The following is a 19,327-nucleotide window of genomic DNA, read 5'->3' on the forward strand; positions in this document are numbered from 1 at the left end:
TCCACTCTCAGGCGCGTTTTGCGCGACGTTCAGCAATAAATGCCACCAGGAATACCGCGCCAATCAGGTCAAAGAACCCCATGGCGATAAATAGCGGGTTGAAGCCGATTTTGTCGGCGGTGACGCCAATTAACAGCGAGAACAAAAAGCTGGCGATCCAGGCGGCGGAGCCGCGCATCCCGTTTACGGTCGCCATCTGCCCTTTATCGAACGACTCCACCACCAGCGCGCTGAGCATGCAGGAGATAATCTGGTGGCCGAAGCCGCCAATTGAAATCAGCACGATGGTGATATAGGGATCGCGGGTAATCGCCACGGTGGCGAGGGAAATCATCAGGAAGGCGCCGGTGACGGAGCTGGCGACCACCGAGTTCACCCGCGAGCAGCCGAACCAGCGGGTATACAGTTTGGTCAGATAGCCGCTGGCGACGCTGCCGAGGTCGGCCGCCAGAAACGGCAGCCAGGCAAACATGGCGATTTGCTTGAGATCCATGCCGTGCTCTTTCGCCAGGTAGAGCGGTACCCAGAAGCTCAGCACCGCCCAGGCGGGTTCCGCCATAAAGGCCGGAATGGCGATACCGTAGAAGCGCTTGTTTTTCGATACGGTTTTCAGCGCGGTAAAGAAGGGCAGCTTAACCGGCGGCGCTTCATTGTCCTGCTGGATAAGCGCCAGCTCGGCTTTGCCGAGGTTAGGGTGTTTTTCCGGGTTATGATAGAACGCCCACCACAGTACGACCCATACGAGCGCCAGCGCGCCGGTGAACATAAATGCGCCCTGCCAGCCGAACGAGGCGTGCGCGAAGTAGATAATCGGCGGCGCCAGCATGGCGCCGATGGAAAAACCCACCCCGGCCCAGCCTGCCGCGATTGGGCGCTCGGATTTAGGGAACCACTCGCCGAGCGTTTTGGCGTTGGCTGGCGTCGCCGCCGCCTCAGCGCCGCCCATGAAAAAGCGCAGAATCGCCAGGTGCAGCCAGCTCCCCGCGCCGGCATGGGCGATGCAGGCGATGGCCCACAGCGTGGCGCAGATCATAAAGCCGAGCTTGAGGCCAATGACGTCGATAAGCCAGCCGCAGAGCGGCTGAAAAATGGTATACGCCAGCTGAAAAGCGCCGACGATCCACGAGTACTGTTCAGTGGTAATACCGAGAGAGGTTTTTAATTCCGGGGCGATAATCCCCAGCGAATTGCGCGTGATGTAGTTAACGGTGACGCCGAGCAAAAACAGCACCAGCATCCACCAGCGCAGGTTCTTCACTATGCGGCGCGATTTACTCACCGCCATATCGTTATTGAGGCCTTGGCTCATAGAACTCTCCACGAGACATGTAGTAGGGAAAATTGACCAACCCGCTTGCTGAGTTGTCGCTAAAATTTTCTATTTCGTTGTTTGTTAAGGTTGATGTCTCGACACTATTGGTTGACTAATCTCAAAGGTGTTGGACCAATTCAGGCTAAGGGAGAATGCGAGCGGGCAATAGCGACAATTCTGCAAATTTTTTCATGGGGCGATCGGGATCGCAGTATGACATCGCCAAATCGCTTAAAAATATTCACATTCTCGATATGAAAATTTTTTCATCAGCAAAGTAGAGCGCGATCACAAAATGGACAAAAAGCTTAAAGTGAGCGAAATCGCGGCGCGTACCGGGCTGTCGGTCAGCACGGTATCGCGGGTGCTGGCGGGGAAAGCGAACACCAGCGCCAGGGCCCGCCAGAGGGTACTGGAGTGCGCCCGCCAGCTGGGCGTGATGGAGGGTATCGCCGCCGGGCGAATGCTGCTCAACAACCTCGTGGTATTCGCGCCCCAGCGCGCTTTCGATGAGCGTACGGATATTTACTACTATCGGGTGATTCAAAGCATCAATAGCGCCCTTATGCCGCACGAGGTGCACCTGCGCTACTGCGCGCTGGAAGAGAATGACAGCGATGCCAATTTGTTTTTGCAGCGCATGCATGAAGCCTCGACCCAGGCCGCTATTTTACTGGGTATCGACGATCCGCATATTCACGATCTGGCGGCCGATCTGGCGAAGCCCTGCGTGATGATCAACTGCCACGACGCGGGAATGCGCTTACCCTCCGTCGCGCCGGATCATCGGCTGATCGGCCAGTTCGCCGCCCGCTACCTGTTTGAGATGGGGCATCAGGCAATCATGAACGTGATGTGCCTGCGCCGCTATACCATGGAGCTGCGTCTGCTGGGGATCAAGCAGGCGTGGCGCGCGCGGAATTTGAGCTTTGCCGAAAGCAGGGATCTCATTGATGTGGCCAATTTCAGCGCCCGGGATACCGAGGAAAAAGTAGGAGAGTGGCTGGATCAGCGCGGCGACGGCCCGCTGCCGACGGCATTTCTGGTGGGCGGTGATTTTATGGCGGCAGGCACGATCGCCGCCTTACAAAAACGCGGTTTGCGCGTCCCGCAGGACATTTCCGTCATGAGTATCGACGGTTTTAACCTGGCGGCGATTCAGGATGTACCGCTAACCGCCGTCCACGTCCCGCGCGATGAATTAGGGGTTGAAGCGGTGCATTTGCTACAGCAAAGACTGATCCGTCCCGATGCGCCGCACGGCGCGTTACTCTTGCATGGCACGCTGGCGGTACGCGATTCGGTGCGGCGGATACGCGCCGGTAACCGCCGTACCGCCGTTGAAGCGAAGGGGCTATATGACGATTAATCAACCATTCCCAGCGCGCGCTTACCGTGGATATTTAAATCATCCAGCGTGAAACGTCCTTCCCAGCTGGCTTCATAATCTTCGCGCGGGAAGTCGCCCGGCGAAGCGCCGCGCGCCAGCGCGACTTTGACCTTCTGCGCGTAGGCGAGGTTTTTCTCACACATTGGCGCGGCGGGAATATACATCACGTTGCCCCAGCCCTGCTGATTTTCCACCGGCGCGACCGAGTGGATCACGTCGCAGTGCCACCATACCGAATCGCCCGCGTTAAGCGCCGGAATAGAGCTTAAAGCTTTGATCAGCAGCGGATGCCATTTTTCCGAAATCGGCAGCACCTTACCCGGCGCGACGCCGCACAGTTCATCATCCGGGACATCATCGAGCAGCGGACGCAGCAGCACGTACGCCATCGCTTCCGGGATCGGCACCACGTGCAGCAGACCCTGATCGGGGATCATATCGGAGAGCGCGGTCCAGCCCTGGAAGGTGCGGAACACCGAGCATTTGGTGGTATTGTCGACCGTATACTCTTCGACTTCGGTACGGTGCGCCGCGTCCCACGGGTCGTAAGCATCAATATTGCCATTAAACACGTCGGCAAACACTTTCTGATAGGCCGGCAGCAGCCAGCGCTCCAGGGCGCCGGAGTCGGTATGCGCGCCCAGACCTTTCGAGGTGGTTCCCGGCGGGCGGCGGCGAATGCGGTCCGGGTAGATGACGCTCACGTCCGGGTTAAACCACTGTTTCCCGTCGCGGTTAAACGTCCACAGGCGGTTGAGGAACGACTGCACGGCGGCCATTTCGTCGCTCTGGCGCGCCTGCATCTGCGCCTGGGACCAGTAAATCGGATAGATTTCCGGCCGCGACGCCTCCAGCGAGCCAAAAAAGGTATCGCCCGGGCCTCTGTAGACATCATCAAAATGGTTGCGGTCGAGATAGTCGAGCATCGAGTTATCCCACGCCAGCGCCCGTTCGCGAGAAAAATGGCCTTTGATGACCGCGCAGCCGCGACGCTTGATGAGCTCGCGCTGGGCCTCCGTGACCTGGCCACGCGCAATCGCCTCGAACGGGATTGTCGGCCAAACGTCCTGAGCGCTGGCCTTGAGGGCGTCAATCTCTTCCAGACGCGCGGCGATACGCGCCGTCAGCCGATCGAACACCGCCTGTACGTCGCCAATTTGCGCCCGCAGCTCCCGCTTGATCTGGCGGATAGCCGCTTTAGGGTCGGCAGGTAAAGTTTCACTGGTATGGGTAACAGCCATGATGACCTCTCATCTTTCATTCGAAAGTAATAAATATTACATATGATAATTTAAGTTAAAATTAAGTTAATGCAAGTTTAAAATTATGCAGAGGCGCACAAAACGGGAAGCCGGGGCGGTCAACCCCGGCGCGGCGTTACTGGTTGAAGGGGGCGGCGTGGTCGAGGACGGCCTGAATAACGTTCAGCGCGCCGTCGTGGTTATTATCATCGGTGGCAAAACGCGACACCGCCTTGATGCTGTCGGCGGCGTTGGCCATCGCGAAAGAGTATTTCACCAGCTTGAGCATTTCCGTATCGTTAGCGCTGTCGCCAATGGCCACGCACGCCTGCGGCGAGATGCTCCAGCGCTTCAGCAGGCGGCTGATGCCGTTGGCTTTATGCAGGCCGGGGATAATTAAATCGACGAAGCCGAAGCCGCTGGTGACCGGCTTCATGATGCCGTCCAGCGAGACGTGCAGTTTATCGATAAGCTGCGGGATTTCGCTATCCGGCAGGTTAAGCGAAAACTTGAACAGCTTATCGTCAATATCATGATAGCTGCTAATGCGCTGCAGGCGATGGTAGTGCTTTGACATCAGGGTGACGAACGCCTCGGGCGCGCGGTCGCTGACATAGGCGCTTTCGAGGCCGCAGGCGACGAAGTTGAGCTGCGGGTCTTTCAGCAGTTCGCCAATGACGACCTGGGATTCATGACGGGTCAGTTCGCCGTGGAACAGCTGTTGACCGTGTTCGTAAACCAGCGCGCCGTTCTCGGCGACAAAGGAGATGCGGTCGCGGATTTCCGGGAAAAAAGAGATCAGTTGGTAGTACTGGTTGCCGCTGGCGACAACGAATTCAATACCCTGCTGTTGCAGTTGCGCGAACTGCGCAAGAAAACGCGAGCGGTCATACTGCTTGGCGTCATTGAGAAAAGTTCCGTCCATATCGGTGACGATAACTTTAACGGTCATAACACATGCTCCTGGCTTAACTTCGACCAGTAACATTCTAATTACAATGTGATGGGGAGCACAAATTTATTTCGAATGAAAGTTGGCGTTCACCGATGTGCAGGAGAAAACCCCGGGTTGCGACGTAAACGCCTTACCCGGGGCAGTGGCCCGCAAACGGCTTCGAACCTGTAGCCCGGCTAAGCGCAGCGCAAGCCGGGGGACGTTATTTACAGCGTATGCTCGGTACGGGCGATAATATCGTCCTGAGCATCCGGCGACAGGGCGGTAAAGAACGCCGAGTAACCGGCCACGCGGACCACTAAATCGCGATACTGGTCAGGATGTTTCTTCGCTTCAAGCAGCGTCTCGCGCGACACGATGTTGTACTGAATATGCCAGCCTTTATGCACCTCGAAGAAGGTGCGCAGCAGCACCATCAGTTTCTGCTTATCGGATTCATTCTCCAGCGTGGCCGGGTTCAGCTTCTGGTTAAGCAACACGCCGCCAAGAATCGAACCGGTCGGCAGTTTGCCCACCGAGCTGATGACCGCGGTCGGCCCGAGATGGTCGGTACCGGAGGCCGGGCTGGCCCCTTCCGCCAGCGGCGAGTGCGCCTTACGGCCATCTGGGGTCGCCATGGTCTGCGCGCCAAACGGCACATTGGCGGAAATGGACGAGGTGCCGGCGTAGTAGTTACCGCCGATCGGGCCGCGGCCGTAGCGTGGGTTATGATACAGCTTCAGCTCATCGATATAGGTCTGGTAGGCGCGAGCCAGCAGCATATCCACGCTGTCCTCATCGTTGCCGTATTTCGGCGCGCCGTTGATTAAGCGCTGGCGCAGCTGCTCGTGGGTCAGGCCTTCGAAGTCTTCAGCCAGCGCCTTTGCCAGCGCCTGCTGACCAATAACGCCCTGATCGAACACCAGCTTCTTCACCGCCGCCAGGCTGTTGCCGAGGTTAGCGATGCCGACCTGCAGACCGGAAACCCAGTCATATTTCGCGCCGCCCTGCTTAATGCTCTTCGCGCGCTCGATGCAGTCATCCACCAGCGCCGAGCAGAGAATATCGTGTACGTTCTCTTCCAGCATGGTGTCGACGACGTACTCAATCTCGATAGATTTGCGCGTGTAGTAGCGGATCTGCGTATCCCAGTCGGCCAGCACCTGCTCGAAGTTGTCGAAGTTGCCTTTCGACAGGGCGTGCTCCTGCGGCAGGAAGACCTGACCGCTGGTGGCGTCGCGGCCGCCTTCCAGGGTCGCCAGCATGACGCGGGCGAAGTTGATAAAGCTCATCCCGGTGCAGCGATAGCCCCATTTGCCGCCGACGGCGGTTTCGATGCAGCCGATAGCGGCATAGTCGTACGCGTCCTGCGGCTCAATACCGAGTTTGATAAATTCAGGAATAACGATTTCGTCGTTATTGAACGCCGGCATGCCGAAGCCGCAGCGGATCACCTGCACGCAGGCGTCGAGGAAGTCGTTGCTCATGCCCGCGTGATAGCGCACGCTGAGGTTAGGCTGTGTCGAGCGCAGGCGACCGCAGGATTCAAGGATGGCGTAGGAGAGCGGGTTCACCGCGTCCTGCGCGTTGCCGTCCACCAGATTCTGGCCGCCGATGGTGACGTTCTGGTACAGCGGGCTACCGGCGGAGGCCTTCGAGTGCGAGCCGGAGCGAATTTTATTCACCTCCAGCAGCTTCAGCCAGCAGCAGTGCAGCAGCTCGATGGCGTGTTCGCGATCCAATGATTGTGCCAGCTCAACGTCGCGGCGGTAGTAAGGGTAGAGATACTGATCCATGCGGCCGAAAGAGACCGAGTGGCCGTTGGATTCGATCTGCAGAATCAGCTGGATGAAATAGCACAGCTGCAGCGCCTGCCAGAAGGTCTTCGGCGGCTCGTGGGCGATGATATCGCAGTTTTCGGCTATCACCAGCAGCTCGTCGCGGCGGGCTTCGCGGCTCTCCGTCGCGGCCATGCTGCGCGCCAGCCCGGCGTAGCGCTTACAGTGTTCGCTGACCGCTTCCAGCACGATATCAATGGCTTTGAGGAACTGCTCGCCGTGCAGATCTTCCAGCACGGTCAGGTTAATGCGTGAACGGCGTTCGGCGACTTTCGCCCGCATGCCGTCGAGGCCTTTTTCCAGCAGCAGCGGATAGTTGACCGCAAGGTGAGCATCGCCGGAGGTCATATTGCCTTCCGCTTTGATAATGCCGGTCGCCAGCAGCGCTTTTTGCTCGTCGGTAAACATGCCGTAGCAGCGATCCTGCACGGTTTGACCGCGCCACCACGGGCACACTTCGTGGAGCACGCGTTTATTCTCTTCGCTAACGGCAAACCCGGCACCGGGGCGATCGGCGAGGTCGTCGATCTCTTTTTCGATCCAGCTAACGGTGTATTCCGGGAAGATAGGCGCCGCGCGAACTTCGCTGGCCTGGTTGCCGACGATCAGTTCATCGTGCTTAATCCAGATCGTGCGTTCCGCCAGGTGATGGGCCAGCGCCAGCGCGCGGCGTACCGGGATCGGTTTATCCAGGTGCTGTTGATAGGCTTCGGTATAGTGCTGGGCGCGCTCGGTACAGACCGGCGGCTTGACGATATGCACCAGCGCCATTTTATGCGCCTGAATGCGCGGGCTCAGAGTATCCAGTTTCAACGTTGTCATAAGGTTATCCTCGTAGAGTCGCCGTTAAACCTTTGCTCTGAGCATAGCGCTGCGCGAAGGCGAGCAGCTCGGGTGCAGCAAGCGGTTTATCGGGTGCGGTATAGGGCTGACTGAGTAATTGGTATTTATTCATTCCTAACGTGTGGTACGGCAGGAAGTGGATCTCGCCAACCTTTAAGCGGTCAGCGGCAAAATCGGTAATGGCGGCAATATCGCTTTCGTTGGCGTTAAAGCCCTGGATCAGCGGCACGCGAATGATAATTTTCTTTCCGGCCTGCGCGACGCGCTGCAGGTTATCCAGCACCCGGCGGGCGCTGCCGTCCGTCCACTGCTGGAAAATCGCTTCGTTGACGTGCTTGAGGTCAGCGAGAAACAGGTCGATAAACGGCAAAGAGGGCTCGACGTATTTCCACGGCACGTGCAGGCAGGTTTCGACCGCGGTGTGGATCCCCGCGTTGTGGCTGGCCTCAAACAGCTGGCGGGCCAGCTCGGGATTCATAAACGGCTCGCCGCCGGAGAGCGTGACGCCGCCGCCGCTGCGCTCGTAAAACGGTTGGTCGCGCAGCACCGTGGCCATAATCTCTTCGACGCTCTTCTCTTCGCCGCACACCGTTAATGCGGTGGTCGGGCAGCAGTCGCGCAGTTTGCCAATATACGCATCGGTGAGTTTTTCGCGGTGGATAATCAGGCCGTCCAGCTTGCGGGTAATCACCTCCGGCGCGGCCTGCTGGCAGAGGTCGCAGCCGTCCAGGCACAGGCGCGCGTCATACAGCAAATCCGCCGTGCGGGCGCGGCTTTCCGGGTTCTGGCACCAGCGGCAGCCCAGCGAACACCCTTTGAGGAAGACGACAGTGCGGATCCCCGGGCCGTCATGGGTTGAATAACGCTGAATGTTGAAGATCATAATTCACCCTTTAATTTGCATATGAAGATTAAATTACTTTCGAATGAAAGTTGTATTGATATAAATCAACAAGCATAGCGAGGGGGGAAAACGGAGGCGAAAAAGTCGCGGCGGGTCACAAAACATCCGGCGGCGGTACCGCCGGAAAGGGGTTAGGGCGTACCGCACACCTCGCAGTGAGGGTTACGCGGCAGCGTCATTTCGCGGAACTGACAGCGCATGGCGTCGTACATGACGATTTTGCCGGTCGCCGGGCTGCCGTAGCGGGCGAGCAGCTTAATCGCCTCCATCGCCTGTAGTGAACCAATGATGCCAACCAGCGGCGCCATGACGCCGGCCTCGACGCAGGTGAGGGCGTTGTCGCCAAACAGGCGGCTCAGGCAGCGGTAGCAGGGTTCATCTTCCTGATACGTAAAGACGCTGATTTGTCCCTCCATGCGAATCGCGGCGCCGGAGACCAGCGGCGTTTTATGGCGGAAACATCCGGCGTTGAGCTGGTTACGGATCGCGACGTTGTCGGTACAGTCGAGCACCAGATCGTGGGCGGCGATTTGCGCCGCCAGCGCCGCGTCTTCCAGCCGTGCGTTGAGCGTCGTGAGCTGAACGTGGGGATTCATCCGCGCCAGCGCGCCGCGGGCGGAGTCGACCTTCGGCTGGCCGATGGTGGCGTCGCTGTGCAGGGTCTGGCGCTGAAGGTTGGAGAGCGACACGGTATCGAAATCGAGCAGGGTAAGCTGGCCGACGCCTGCCGCCGCCAGATACTGCGCGGCGGCGCAGCCCAGCCCGCCGAGGCCGACGACCAGCACGCGCGAGGCTTTCAGCTGCTCCTGACCGTCAAAATCGAAATCGCGAAGAATAATCTGCCGGTTATAGCGCAGCATCTCCGCATCGCTCAGCTCCACGCCCATTACAGCCCTCCGAACAGATGATTAAACGGCTCGACTTCCACCCATTCGCCGGCTTCCACGTTGCCGCGCTCGCGCTCCAGCACGATAAAGCAGTTGCCGAGGCTGAATGAGCTAAAGATATGCGAGCCCTGGTGACCGGTGCTGTTTACCACCAGCTCGCCGTCCGGGCCGCGCTGCAGCACACCGCGTTGAAAATCGAGACGGCCCGGCGATTTTTTCAGATGGGTTGCGGCGCGCACGCGCAGGCGCATCGGCTGAGCCTGCCCGACGTTGCCGGACAGCTTCGCCAGCAGCGGCTGAACCAGTTGGTAGAAGGTCAGCGTGGCGGAAACCGGGTTACCCGGCAGGCCGCAGAACCAGCTATGGCCGAGCTTGCCGAAGGCGAAAGGTTTACCCGGCTTAATCGCCAGCTTCCAGAAGCCGATTTCCCCCAGCTCTTCGAGGATCGCTTTGGTGTAGTCCGCCTCGCCGACGGAAACGCCCCCGGAGCTTATCACCACGTCGGCCTGCTGGTCTGCCTGGATAAAGGCTTCGCGCAGTTTAGCCGGGTCGTCGGGAATAATGCCGAGGTTAATCACTTCGCAGCCCAGCTCCTGCAGCATCAGGTGTACCGCCAGGCGGTTGGTATCGTAAATTTGCCCGTCGGCCAGCGGCTGGCCCGGCAGCTGGAGCTCATCGCCGGTGGAGAACACCGCCACCCGCACTTTACGCACCACGTCAACCTCGGCAATGCCCAGCGAGGCGATGACCGGCAGCTCGGCGGCGGTCAGGCGGGTTCCCGCGGGGAAGACGACCGCGCCATGAGCGATATCTTCGCCGAGACGACGGATATTCTGCCCGTTTTTCACCGGGGCGATAAAGCGGATCCCATCATCGGTTTGTTCGGTCTGCTCCTGCATGACCACCGCGTCGCAGCCTTCCGGTACCGGCGCGCCGGTCATAATGCGGATACAGGCGCCCGCGGGCCAGACGCCGTTATAGGGTTGACCGGCGAAGGCCTTGCCCGCCACCGGCAGCGCTGCGCCGTCGGCGAGATCCGCCAGGCGTACGGCGTAGCCGTCCATCGCCGAGTTATCAAAACCGGGAACGTTGAGCGGTGAAACGAGATCATGGGCGGTCACGCGCGAAAAGGCCTGCAACAGCGGTACGGTTTCCGTCGCATTCAGCGGCGTAATACGAGTGAGCATCTGGGTCAGGGCTGTGTCGAGCGGCATCAGTCCGGCGGTAAAATCCATGGGTTTCTCCTGCGGGCAAACATCGAAAACGCCTATTATGGCAGAAAAGAGGGGCGGGCTATATGCCACCTGGGTACAAGCTTTACATCACCGTCCGCTCTTTCTATATTCAAAAATTGTATAGGACAGTCAGCACGATAATGATATTTATACACTTTATCGGTAAGGAACGGCGTAATGGGTAAGGCGGTTATAGCAATTCACGGCGGGGCCGGGGCGATTAGCCGCGCGCAGATGACGCCGGCGCGCGAGCGGGAGTACGTAACGGCGCTGTCGGCGATTGTCGATAGCGGACAAAAAATGCTGGCGGCCGGGGCCAGCGCGCTGGATGCGGTAACCGAAGCGGTCCGGCTGCTGGAGGAGTGCCCGTTATTTAACGCCGGTATTGGCTCGGTATTTACCCGCGATAGCCGCCATGAACTCGATGCCTGCGTGATGGATGGCTGCCGCTTGCAGGCCGGCGCCGTGGCGGGAGTTCAGCATTTACGTAATCCGGTGCTGGCGGCGCGCCTGGTGCTGGAACAGAGCCCGCATGTGCTGTTGATTGGCGAGGGGGCGGAAGCGTTTGCCGCTGCCCACGGTATGGAACGGGTCGATAACAGCCTGTTTTCGACCCCCGAGCGCTTGCTGCAGCTGCGTCAGGCGCAGGAGGGCGGCGATATCGTGCTCGACCACCACGCCGCGCCGCTGGATGAGCGGCACAAAATGGGCACCGTCGGCGCGGTTGCGCTGGATCTGGCGGGTAACCTCGCGGCGGCGACATCAACCGGCGGAATGACCAATAAGCTGCCGGGACGCGTCGGCGATAGCCCGCTGCCGGGGGCGGGCTGCTATGCCAATAACGCCAGCGTCGCCGTTTCCTGTACCGGCACCGGCGAAGTGTTTATGCGTACGCTGGCGGCTTACGATATTTCGGCGCTGGTGGAGTACAGCCATCTCAGCCTGCAGGAGGCCTGCGAAAGGGTGGTGATGGAGAAACTTCCCGCGCTGGGCGGCAGCGGCGGCCTGATCGCCGTCGACCGTGAAGGCAACGTGGCGCTGCCGTTTAATAGTGAAGGCATGTACCGGGCCTGGTGTTATGCGGGTGATACGCCCACGATTGGTATTTATCGCGAATAAGAGGAAAGGGCGTTGCCGCATAGTCAAGAAATCGATGCTAATGATGTTCTGCAGGTGCGCGGTCTGAACGTTACGTTTAGCCAGCAGCAGCAGGCTTTTTCCGCCGTTCGCGACCTGTCGTTTACCCTGCGGCGCGGCGAGACGCTGGCGATAGTCGGCGAGTCCGGCTCGGGCAAATCGGTAACGTCGCTGGCGCTGATGCGCCTGCTCGATCGGGCGGTCAGCGAAGTGCGCAGCGATGCGCTGCTGCTGCGTCGTCGCAACCGGCAGGTGATTGAGCTGAGCGAACAGTCTGACGCCGATATGCGCGGCGTGCGCGGCGCGGATATGGCGATGATCTTTCAGGAGCCGATGACCTCGCTGAATCCGGTCTTCACTATCGGTGAACAGATTGCCGAGTCGATTCGATTACATCAGGGCCTGAAGCATGATGAGGCCCTGCGCGAAGCGAAAAAAATGCTCGATCAGGTACGCATTCCGGAAGCGGAAGCCATGCTGTCGCGCTTTCCGCATCAGCTTTCCGGCGGGATGCGTCAGCGGGTGATGATCGCCATGGCGCTCTCCTGCCGCCCGGCGGTGCTGATTGCCGATGAACCGACGACCGCGCTGGATGTGACTATCCAGGCGCAAATTTTACAGCTGATCGCCGTTCTGCAAAAAGAGATGGCGATGGGCGTTATCTTTATTACCCACGATATGGGCGTGGTGGCCGATATCGCCGACCGCGTGCTGGTGATGTATCGCGGCGAAGCGGTGGAGACCGGCAGCGTGGAGGAGATTTTCCGCGCGCCGCAGCATCCCTATACCCAGGCGCTGCTGGCCGCGGTGCCCAGGTTGGGCGCGATGCGCGGCACCTCTCTGCCGCGCCGTTTCCCGCTGCTAAACCAAAGCCCGTCGCCGGAGGAGCAGAACACCGTTGTGGCCGGGGAACCGATCCTCAAAGTTCGCGATCTGGTGGCGCGCTTTCCGCTGCGTAGCGGTATTCTCAACCGCATTACCCGTGAAGTGCATGCGGTCGAAAAAGTCAGTTTTGATTTATGGCCCGGCGAAACCCTAAGCCTGGTGGGGGAGTCGGGCTGCGGTAAATCCACCACCGGACGGGCGCTGCTGCGTCTGGTGGAAACCCAGGGCGGCAGCATCACCTTCAACGGTCAGCGGATTGATACGCTGACGGGCGGTAAGCTTCAGGCGCTGCGCCGCGATATCCAGTTTATTTTCCAGGACCCTTACGCTTCCCTCGACCCGCGGCAAACGGTGGGCTATTCGATTATGGAGCCGCTGCGCGTGCACCGCCTGCTCGAGGGGGACGCCGCCCGCGAACGTGTCGCCTGGCTACTGGAACGCGTCGGACTGGAGCCGGAACATGCCTGGCGCTATCCGCACGAGTTTTCCGGCGGCCAGCGCCAGCGCATCTGTATTGCCCGCGCGCTGGCGCTCAATCCAAAAGTGGTGATTGCCGATGAATCGGTATCGGCGCTGGACGTGTCGATACGCGCGCAAATTATCAATCTGATGCTCGATTTGCAGCGCGAGATGGGCATCGCATTTCTGTTTATTTCCCATGACATGGCGGTGGTTGAGCGCATCAGCCACCGCGTGGCGGTGATGTATCGCGGGCGCATTGTCGAAATTGGCCCGCGCCGCGCGGTGTTTGAAAACCCGCAGCATCCCTATACCCGTAAACTGATGGCCGCCGTTCCGGTAGCCGACCCTACGCATCGTCGTCCGCAGCGCGTGCTGCTCTCCGACGAGCTGCCGGGTAATATCTTCAGGCGGGGCGAAGAGGGGGTGAGTACGCCGTTACAGCAGGTGGGGCCGGGGCACTTTGTCGCCAGAGAGTCCGCCGCCGACGTGCTGGCACGATAACAACGACATCCATAATGCAGCATTTCAGGAGAACAACATGACTCAACGCGTTTCAGGCAAATGGCTGTTGGCGCTGGGCGTCGCTTCGGCGCTGGCAGCGACGCCGGCTTTTGCCGCAAAAGATGTGGTGGTGGCGGTCGGTTCTAACTTTACGACCCTCGACCCCTATGATGCTAACGACACGCTGTCGCAGGCGGTGGCGAAGTCTTTCTATCAGGGGCTGTTCGGCCTGGATAAAGAGATGAAACTGCATAACGTGCTGGCGGAAAGCTATACCGTTTCTCCGGACGGGCTGGTTTATACCATTAAGCTGCACCCGGGGGTGAAGTTCCAGGACGGTACCGAGTTTAATGCCGAAGCGGTCAAGGCCAACCTCGATCGCGCCAGCAATCCGGAAAATCATCTCAAGCGCTATAACCTGTATAAAAATATCGCCAGCACCGAGGCGGTTGACCCGACGACGGTGAAAATTACCCTCAAACAGCCTTTCTCGGCGTTTATTAATATCCTGGCCCACCCGGCAACGGCGATGATTTCTCCGGCGGCGCTGAAGAAATATGGTAAAGAGATTGGTTTCCATCCGGTCGGCACCGGTCCGTACCAGCTCGACACCTGGAATCAGACCGACTTCGTTAAAGTGAAGAAGTTCGCCGGTTACTGGCAGCCGGGGCTGCCGAAGCTGGACTCCATTACCTGGCGTCCGGTGGTGGATAACAATACCCGCGCGGCGATGCTGCAGACCGGCGAAGCGCAGTTTGCGTTCCCGATCCCCTACGAGCAGGCGCCGCTGCTGGAGAAAAACAGCAAGCTGGAGCTGGTGGCCAGCCCGTCGATCATGCAGCGCTATATCAGCATGAACGTGACGCAGAAGCCGTTCGATAACCCTAAAGTGCGCGAGGCGATTAACTACGCCATCAACCGTCAGGCGCTGGTGAAGGTGGCCTTTGCGGGCTATGCCACCCCGGCGACCGGCGTGGTGCCACCGTCTATTGCCTACGCTGAAAGCTACAGCGCCTGGCCGTACGATCCGGCCAAGGCCCGCGAGCTGCTGAAAGAGGCAGGCTATCCGAATGGATTTAGCACCACGCTGTGGTCGTCGCATAACCACAGTACGGCGCAGAAAGTGCTGCAGTTTACCCAGCAGCAGCTGGCGCAGGTGGGCATTAAGGCGCAGCTGACGGCGATGGATGCGGGCCAGCGCGCGGCGGAGGTGGAAGGTAAGGGGCAGAAAGAGAGCGGCGTACGCATGTTCTACACCGGCTGGTCGGCGTCGACCGGGGAAGCTGACTGGGCGCTGTCGCCGCTGTTCGCGTCGCAAAACTGGCCGCCGACCCTATTTAATACCGCTTTCTACAGCAATCCTCAGGTCGATAAAGATCTCAACGACGCGCTGAAAACCACCGATGCGCAGGAAAAAACGCGGCTGTATAAGGACGCGCAGGATACTATCTGGAAAGAGTCGCCGTGGGTGCCGCTGGTGGTCGAAAAACTGGTCTCAGCGCACAGTAAAAATCTGACCGGATTCTATATCCAGCCGGATACCGGATTTAGCTTTGAACAGGCGGATCTTAAGTAGATAGCTGTGGGTCCCCGGGCGCAGGCTGCGGGGATTTCACGCAAGGAGAAGCATGCTCAATTATGTGATTAAACGCCTGCTGGGGCTGATCCCCACGCTGCTGATTGTGGCGGTGCTGGTGTTTCTGTTCGTGCATATGCTGCCCGGGGACCCGGCGCGGCTGATTGCCGGGCCGGAAGCGGATGCTCAGGTGGTGGGAATGGTGCGCCAGCAGTTGGGGCTCGATCGGCCGCTGCACGTGCAGTTCTGGCACTATATCAGCAATATTGTGCAGGGGGATTTCGGTACCTCGATGGCCTCGCGTCGCCCGGTAAGCAGCGAAATCGCCAGCCGTTTCATGCCCACGTTCTGGCTGACGCTCGCCAGCATGAGCTGGGCGGTAGTGTTCGGGATGGCGGCGGGGATCGTGGCGGCGGTGTGGCGCAACCGCTGGCCGGATCGCCTGGGGATGGCGCTGGCGGTGACCGGGATCTCGTTCCCGGCGTTCGCGCTCGGCATGCTGTTGATGCAGGTCTTTTCCGTTGAGCTGGGCTGGCTGCCGACGGTGGGCGCCGACAGCTGGCGCCACTATATTCTGCCTTCGCTGACCCTGGGTGCGGCGGTGGCGGCGGTGATGGCGCGCTTTACCCGCGCCTCGTTCGTCGATGTCCTGCATGAAGATTACATGCGTACCGCGCGGGCGAAAGGCGTCAGCGAAACGCTGGTGGTGCTCAAGCACGGCCTGCGCAACGCGATGATCCCGGTGGTGACCATGATGGGGCTGCAGTTCGGCTTTTTGCTCGGCGGTTCAATCGTGGTGGAGAAGGTCTTTAACTGGCCAGGCCTCGGGCGTCTGCTGGTGGACTCGGTGGAGATGCGCGATTACCCGGTGATTCAGGCGGAAGTCCTCCTGTTTTCGCTGGAGTTTATTCTTATTAATTTAGTGGTGGACGTGCTGTATGCCGCCATTAATCCAGCTATCAGGTACAAGTAAGGTGCGATTGCTCAACTGGAGAAGACAAGCGGTTATCAACGCGATGCCGGGGATTAAACCCGGGCAGATACGTACCCCATGGCACGAGTTCTGGCGGCGGTTTCGCCGTCAGCCGGTGGCGATGGGGGCGGGGATATTTGTCCTGCTGCTGATCGCGGTGGCGATCGTAGCGCCGTGGATTGCGCCGTTCGATGCGGAAAACTATTTTGATTACGACCGGCTCAACGACGGCCCGTCAATGATGCACTGGTTCGGCGTTGATTCCCTGGGGCGGGATATCTTCAGTCGGGTGCTGGTGGGGGCGCAGATCTCGCTGGCCGCCGGGGTACTCGCGGTATTCATCGGCGCGGCCATCGGCACGGTGCTTGGGCTACTGGCCGGATACTACGAAGGCTGGTGGGACCGCATTATTATGCGTATCTGTGACGTGCTGTTCGCTTTCCCGGGGATTTTGCTGGCAATTGCGGTGGTGGCGGTAATGGGAAGCGGAATGTCGAACGTGATTATCGCGGTGGCGATCTTTTCGATCCCGGCATTTGCACGTCTGGTGCGCGGCAATACTCTGGTGCTTAAGCAGCAGACCTTTATTGAGTCGGCGCGCAGCATTGGCGCCAGCGATGCTAACATCCTGTTTAATCACATCTTGCCCGGCACGGTATCGTCGATTGTGGTCTACTTTACGATGCGCATCGGCGTGTCGATTATCTCCGCCGCCAGCCTGTCATTTCTGGGGCTTGGCGCGCAGCCGCCGACGCCGGAGTGGGGGGCGATGCTCAACGAAGCGCGGGCGGATATGGTGATGGCGCCGCACGTGGCGCTGTTCCCGGCAATCGCGATTTTCCTGACGGTGCTGGCGTTTAACCTGCTGGGTGACGGCCTGCGCGATGCGCTGGATCCGAGGATAAAAGGGTAGGGGCGTGATTCCCCGGCTGCGCTGACCGGGGCTACGGATTCACCACCGTATGCGGTTTAGTAGCCCGGACAGGTGCGCAGCACCGCCTCCGGGAAAGCACTCCGCACGTTAATCCTGTGCGGTTTTGTCGCCCGGATAAGGCGCGCGAGCGCCGTCATCCGGGATACGGTCAGCGGGCGAAATTAAACCCGGCAGCCCCATAGATCGTATTCGTCGGCGTGTTCGACTTTCACCCGCACAACGTCGCCCGGTTTGACTTTACTCTCACCGTTAAGGTAGACCGCGCCGTCGATTTCCGGCGCATCGGCCATGCTGCGGCCAATTGCCCCTTCTTCATCCACTTCGTCGATCAGCACCAAAATTTCGCGACCGACTTTCTCCTGCAAGCGCTCGGCGGAGATCTGCTGCTGCAGCTGCATAAAGCGGTTCCAGCGCTCTTCTTTCACCTCTTCCGGCACCTGATCCGCCAGTTCGTTAGCGGTTGCGCCTTCTACCGGGCTGTATTTGAAACAGCCGACGCGGTCGAGGCGGGCTTCTTTCAGGAAGTCGAGCAGCATCTGGAAATCGTCTTCCGTTTCGCCCGGGAAGCCGACGATAAAGGTCGAACGCAGGGTGAGTTCGGGACAAACTTCACGCCACTGCTTGATGCGCGCCAGCTGGCGGTCAGCGGAGCCCGGGCGTTTCATCATTTTGAGAATACGCGGGCTGGCGTGCTGCAGCGGAATATCGAGATAAGGCAGAATTTTGCCTTCCGCCATCAGCGGGATTACATCATCAACGTGCGGGTACGGATAGACGTAGTGCAGGCGCACCCAGATACCGAGCTTCGCCAGCTCTTCGCACAGGCTAACCATGCTGGTTTTGACCGGCATGCCGTTGTGGAAGCCGCTGCGATGTTTGACATCAACGCCGTAGGCGGAGGTGTCCTGAGAGATCACCAGCAGCTCTTTGACCCCGGCATCGGCCAGGCGTTTGGCTTCCGCCAGCACTTCGCCAATCGGACGGCTGACCAGATCGCCGCGCATGGACGGGATGATGCAGAAGGTGCAGCGATGGTTGCAGCCTTCGGAAATTTTTAAGTAAGCGTAATGACGCGGCGTCAGCTTCACGCCCTGTTCCGGCACCAGGCTGAGGAACGGGTTGTGTTTAGGCTTCGGCGCGTAGTGGTGGACGTGTTCCAGCACCTGTTCATAGCTGTGCGGGCCGGTAATTTCCAGCACCTTCGGATGCACTTCGCGGATCTGATCTTCTTTTGCGCCCAGGCAGCCGGTGACGATCACTTTGCCGTTTTCTTTCAACGCTTCGCCAATCGCTTCCAGCGACTCCTGCACGGCGCTATCGATAAAGCCGCAGGTGTTAACGATAACCATATCAGCGTTATCGTAGGAGGGAACCACGTCATATCCTTCGGTGCGCAGTTCAGTCAGGATACGTTCTGAGTCCACGAGATTTTTCGGGCAGCCCAGAGAGACAAAGCCGATTTTCGGCTGAGGGGTGACATTGCTCATAGCTTAAAAAGTGTTCAATTATTGGGATGGTCAGGGCAGGGATTCTACAGAGATCGGCGGAAAGTTTATACTCCTTTTCATGTTAGCCCGGCGATATCTGTGTTTCTTTTTATCGGCATGATTATCCAGATTGTTAATCAAAATAAGGGGGTTATTCAGCCATTATCTCGGCAATCGGGGGACGTCGGTTTAGATCTGGTTTAACCTGAAGCGGTAAAATAGCCGCTGCTTTTAGTCTTTATTTTTTATCAGGTTTCCCATGTTTAAAAAGTTGGGTGGTTTCGTCTGCGCGCTGGCCATGATCGGCGCGACGCCCGTTTATGCCAACGAGATGGCGTTATATTCGGTCAATACCGGTTCATTTGTTTATCACATGACCGGTAATCACGGTCAATATAACGAAAAATTCAATAACCAGTTTTTTTCCGTTGAGCGCAAGCTGTCTGCGGATTCAAAGTACAGCGCGTTGGTCGGGACCATGAAGAATAGTTTTGCCGACCGCTGCCTCTCTCTGGGAGCGCGAAGGGACTGGTACGCGGGGGCAAATGGCTGGACGTTCAAGGGCGTCTATGCCTATACCGGCGAGTTCTTCTTTAAAGCCTTTCGCGATTGCGGCGATTCAGGCACCTATCGAACGGCGAAGAAACTCACCGGCGTCGGTTTCTCTCCCTATATTTATCATGGCCTGCAGTACAATTTTACCGATTATTTCGGCGTCGAAACGGGCATTATCGTCCCGGCCATATTTGTGATGAGCGTGCAGTGGAGCTTCCGCTAATTCGCCCGAA

Annotated in this window: 15 protein-coding genes; 7 read left to right on the forward strand and 8 right to left on the reverse strand. The window is 58.9% G+C overall.

Going from position 1 to position 19,327, the window contains the following annotated elements; genetic code table 11:
• Positions 1 to 7: 7 nt before the first annotated feature.
• A complete protein-coding gene (locus KOSB73_RS11755) occupies positions 8 to 1,309 on the reverse strand; it encodes an MFS transporter (protein ID WP_004135164.1) in 1,302 nt (433 codons plus the stop codon).
• Positions 1,310 to 1,607: 298 nt separating this feature from the next.
• Between KOSB73_RS11755 and KOSB73_RS11760 the strand changes: the two genes are divergently transcribed.
• A complete protein-coding gene (locus KOSB73_RS11760) occupies positions 1,608 to 2,681 on the forward strand; it encodes a LacI family DNA-binding transcriptional regulator (RefSeq protein ID WP_024360117.1) in 1,074 nt (357 codons plus the stop codon).
• Here the strand turns inward: KOSB73_RS11760 and KOSB73_RS11765 are convergent.
• The 6 genes from KOSB73_RS11765 to moeA all read right to left on the reverse strand — a co-directional run bounded on the left by KOSB73_RS11765 (position 2,678) and on the right by moeA (position 10,584).
• Positions 2,678 to 3,943 carry a DUF1479 domain-containing protein gene (locus KOSB73_RS11765; RefSeq protein ID WP_004135162.1) on the reverse strand — a complete coding sequence of 422 codons (1,266 nt, stop codon included), beginning with the start codon at positions 3,941 to 3,943 and terminating at the stop codon, positions 2,678 to 2,680. The two genes, KOSB73_RS11760 and KOSB73_RS11765, sit on opposite strands and share 4 nt — an antisense overlap.
• 136 nt (positions 3,944 to 4,079) lie before the next feature.
• Entirely contained in the window at positions 4,080 to 4,895 is an 816-nt protein-coding gene (locus tag KOSB73_RS11770; protein WP_004135161.1) for a Cof-type HAD-IIB family hydrolase, read from the reverse strand.
• 209 nt (positions 4,896 to 5,104) lie between these two features.
• On the reverse strand, positions 5,105 to 7,537 hold the full coding sequence (locus KOSB73_RS11775; protein ID WP_049131729.1) for a formate C-acetyltransferase/glycerol dehydratase family glycyl radical enzyme: 2,433 nt from the start codon (positions 7,535 to 7,537) through the stop codon (positions 5,105 to 5,107).
• Between the two features lie 4 nt (positions 7,538 to 7,541).
• Positions 7,542 to 8,441: a glycyl-radical enzyme activating protein gene (locus KOSB73_RS11780; RefSeq protein ID WP_024360114.1), complete on the reverse strand. Its 900-nt coding sequence runs from the start codon at positions 8,439 to 8,441 to the stop codon at positions 7,542 to 7,544.
• 152 nt (positions 8,442 to 8,593) lie between these two features.
• Positions 8,594 to 9,349: a molybdopterin-synthase adenylyltransferase MoeB gene (gene moeB / locus KOSB73_RS11785; protein ID WP_004135152.1), complete on the reverse strand. Its 756-nt coding sequence runs from the start codon at positions 9,347 to 9,349 to the stop codon at positions 8,594 to 8,596.
• On the reverse strand, positions 9,349 to 10,584 hold the full coding sequence (gene moeA, locus KOSB73_RS11790) for a molybdopterin molybdotransferase MoeA (RefSeq protein WP_004135145.1): 1,236 nt from the start codon (positions 10,582 to 10,584) through the stop codon (positions 9,349 to 9,351). Before moeA ends, moeB begins: the two co-directional genes overlap by 1 nt.
• 177 nt (positions 10,585 to 10,761) lie before the next feature.
• On the opposite strand from moeA, the gene iaaA reads away from it, so the two are divergent.
• From iaaA to gsiD, 5 genes are read left to right on the forward strand one after another with little or no spacing between them, the layout of a single operon-like run.
• Positions 10,762 to 11,703, forward strand: coding sequence for a beta-aspartyl-peptidase (iaaA, locus tag KOSB73_RS11795; RefSeq protein WP_004135143.1), 942 nt, complete (start codon positions 10,762 to 10,764; stop codon positions 11,701 to 11,703).
• Between the two features lie 12 nt (positions 11,704 to 11,715).
• On the forward strand, positions 11,716 to 13,569 hold the full coding sequence (gene gsiA, locus KOSB73_RS11800) for a glutathione ABC transporter ATP-binding protein GsiA (protein WP_024360112.1): 1,854 nt from the start codon (positions 11,716 to 11,718) through the stop codon (positions 13,567 to 13,569).
• Between the two features lie 37 nt (positions 13,570 to 13,606).
• The gene (gene gsiB / locus KOSB73_RS11805; protein ID WP_004135142.1) at positions 13,607 to 15,145 is read left to right on the forward strand and encodes a glutathione ABC transporter substrate-binding protein GsiB; all 1,539 of its coding nucleotides are present in this window, start codon (positions 13,607 to 13,609) and stop codon (positions 15,143 to 15,145) included.
• 52 nt (positions 15,146 to 15,197) lie between these two features.
• Positions 15,198 to 16,118 (forward strand): glutathione ABC transporter permease GsiC, encoded by a 921-nt coding sequence (gsiC, locus tag KOSB73_RS11810; RefSeq protein ID WP_004130799.1) that lies wholly within the window; start codon positions 15,198 to 15,200, stop codon positions 16,116 to 16,118.
• A 1-nt stretch (position 16,119) separates the two neighbouring features.
• Entirely contained in the window at positions 16,120 to 17,031 is a 912-nt protein-coding gene (gene gsiD / locus KOSB73_RS11815) for a glutathione ABC transporter permease GsiD (protein ID WP_004135139.1), read from the forward strand.
• A gap of 182 nt (positions 17,032 to 17,213) precedes the next feature.
• On the opposite strand, the gene rimO is transcribed toward gsiD, so the two are convergent.
• A complete protein-coding gene (rimO, locus tag KOSB73_RS11820) occupies positions 17,214 to 18,539 on the reverse strand; it encodes a 30S ribosomal protein S12 methylthiotransferase RimO (RefSeq protein ID WP_004135138.1) in 1,326 nt (441 codons plus the stop codon).
• Positions 18,540 to 18,837: 298 nt separating this feature from the next.
• Here rimO and KOSB73_RS11825 point away from each other — a divergent pair, with 298 nt between their 5' ends.
• The gene (locus KOSB73_RS11825) at positions 18,838 to 19,317 is read left to right on the forward strand and encodes a hypothetical protein (RefSeq protein ID WP_165775004.1); all 480 of its coding nucleotides are present in this window, start codon (positions 18,838 to 18,840) and stop codon (positions 19,315 to 19,317) included.
• Positions 19,318 to 19,327: the final 10 nt, after the last annotated feature.

The organism is Klebsiella grimontii (assembly GCF_900200035.1).
Taxonomy (GTDB): Bacteria; Pseudomonadota; Gammaproteobacteria; order Enterobacterales; family Enterobacteriaceae; genus Klebsiella; species Klebsiella grimontii.

What these genes read in the sequence shown, in the direction of transcription:
- KOSB73_RS11755 (WP_004135164.1), bottom strand. Translation starts at nt 1,309, where the DNA reads ATGAGCCAAGGCCTCAATAACGATATGGCGGTGAGTAAATCGCGCCGC.
- KOSB73_RS11760 (WP_024360117.1), top strand. Translation starts at nt 1,608, where the DNA reads ATGGACAAAAAGCTTAAAGTGAGCGAAATCGCGGCGCGTACCGGGCTG.
- KOSB73_RS11765 (WP_004135162.1), bottom strand. Translation starts at nt 3,943, where the DNA reads ATGGCTGTTACCCATACCAGTGAAACTTTACCTGCCGACCCTAAAGCG.
- KOSB73_RS11770 (WP_004135161.1), bottom strand. Translation starts at nt 4,895, where the DNA reads ATGACCGTTAAAGTTATCGTCACCGATATGGACGGAACTTTTCTCAAT.
- KOSB73_RS11775 (WP_049131729.1), bottom strand. Translation starts at nt 7,537, where the DNA reads ATGACAACGTTGAAACTGGATACTCTGAGCCCGCGCATTCAGGCGCAT.
- KOSB73_RS11780 (WP_024360114.1), bottom strand. Translation starts at nt 8,441, where the DNA reads ATGATCTTCAACATTCAGCGTTATTCAACCCATGACGGCCCGGGGATC.
- moeB (WP_004135152.1), bottom strand. Translation starts at nt 9,349, where the DNA reads ATGGGCGTGGAGCTGAGCGATGCGGAGATGCTGCGCTATAACCGGCAG.
- moeA (WP_004135145.1), bottom strand. Translation starts at nt 10,584, where the DNA reads ATGGATTTTACCGCCGGACTGATGCCGCTCGACACAGCCCTGACCCAG.
- iaaA (WP_004135143.1), top strand. Translation starts at nt 10,762, where the DNA reads ATGGGTAAGGCGGTTATAGCAATTCACGGCGGGGCCGGGGCGATTAGC.
- gsiB (WP_004135142.1), top strand. Translation starts at nt 13,607, where the DNA reads ATGACTCAACGCGTTTCAGGCAAATGGCTGTTGGCGCTGGGCGTCGCT.
- gsiC (WP_004130799.1), top strand. Translation starts at nt 15,198, where the DNA reads ATGCTCAATTATGTGATTAAACGCCTGCTGGGGCTGATCCCCACGCTG.
- rimO (WP_004135138.1), bottom strand. Translation starts at nt 18,539, where the DNA reads ATGAGCAATGTCACCCCTCAGCCGAAAATCGGCTTTGTCTCTCTGGGC.
- KOSB73_RS11825 (WP_165775004.1), top strand. Translation starts at nt 18,838, where the DNA reads ATGATCGGCGCGACGCCCGTTTATGCCAACGAGATGGCGTTATATTCG.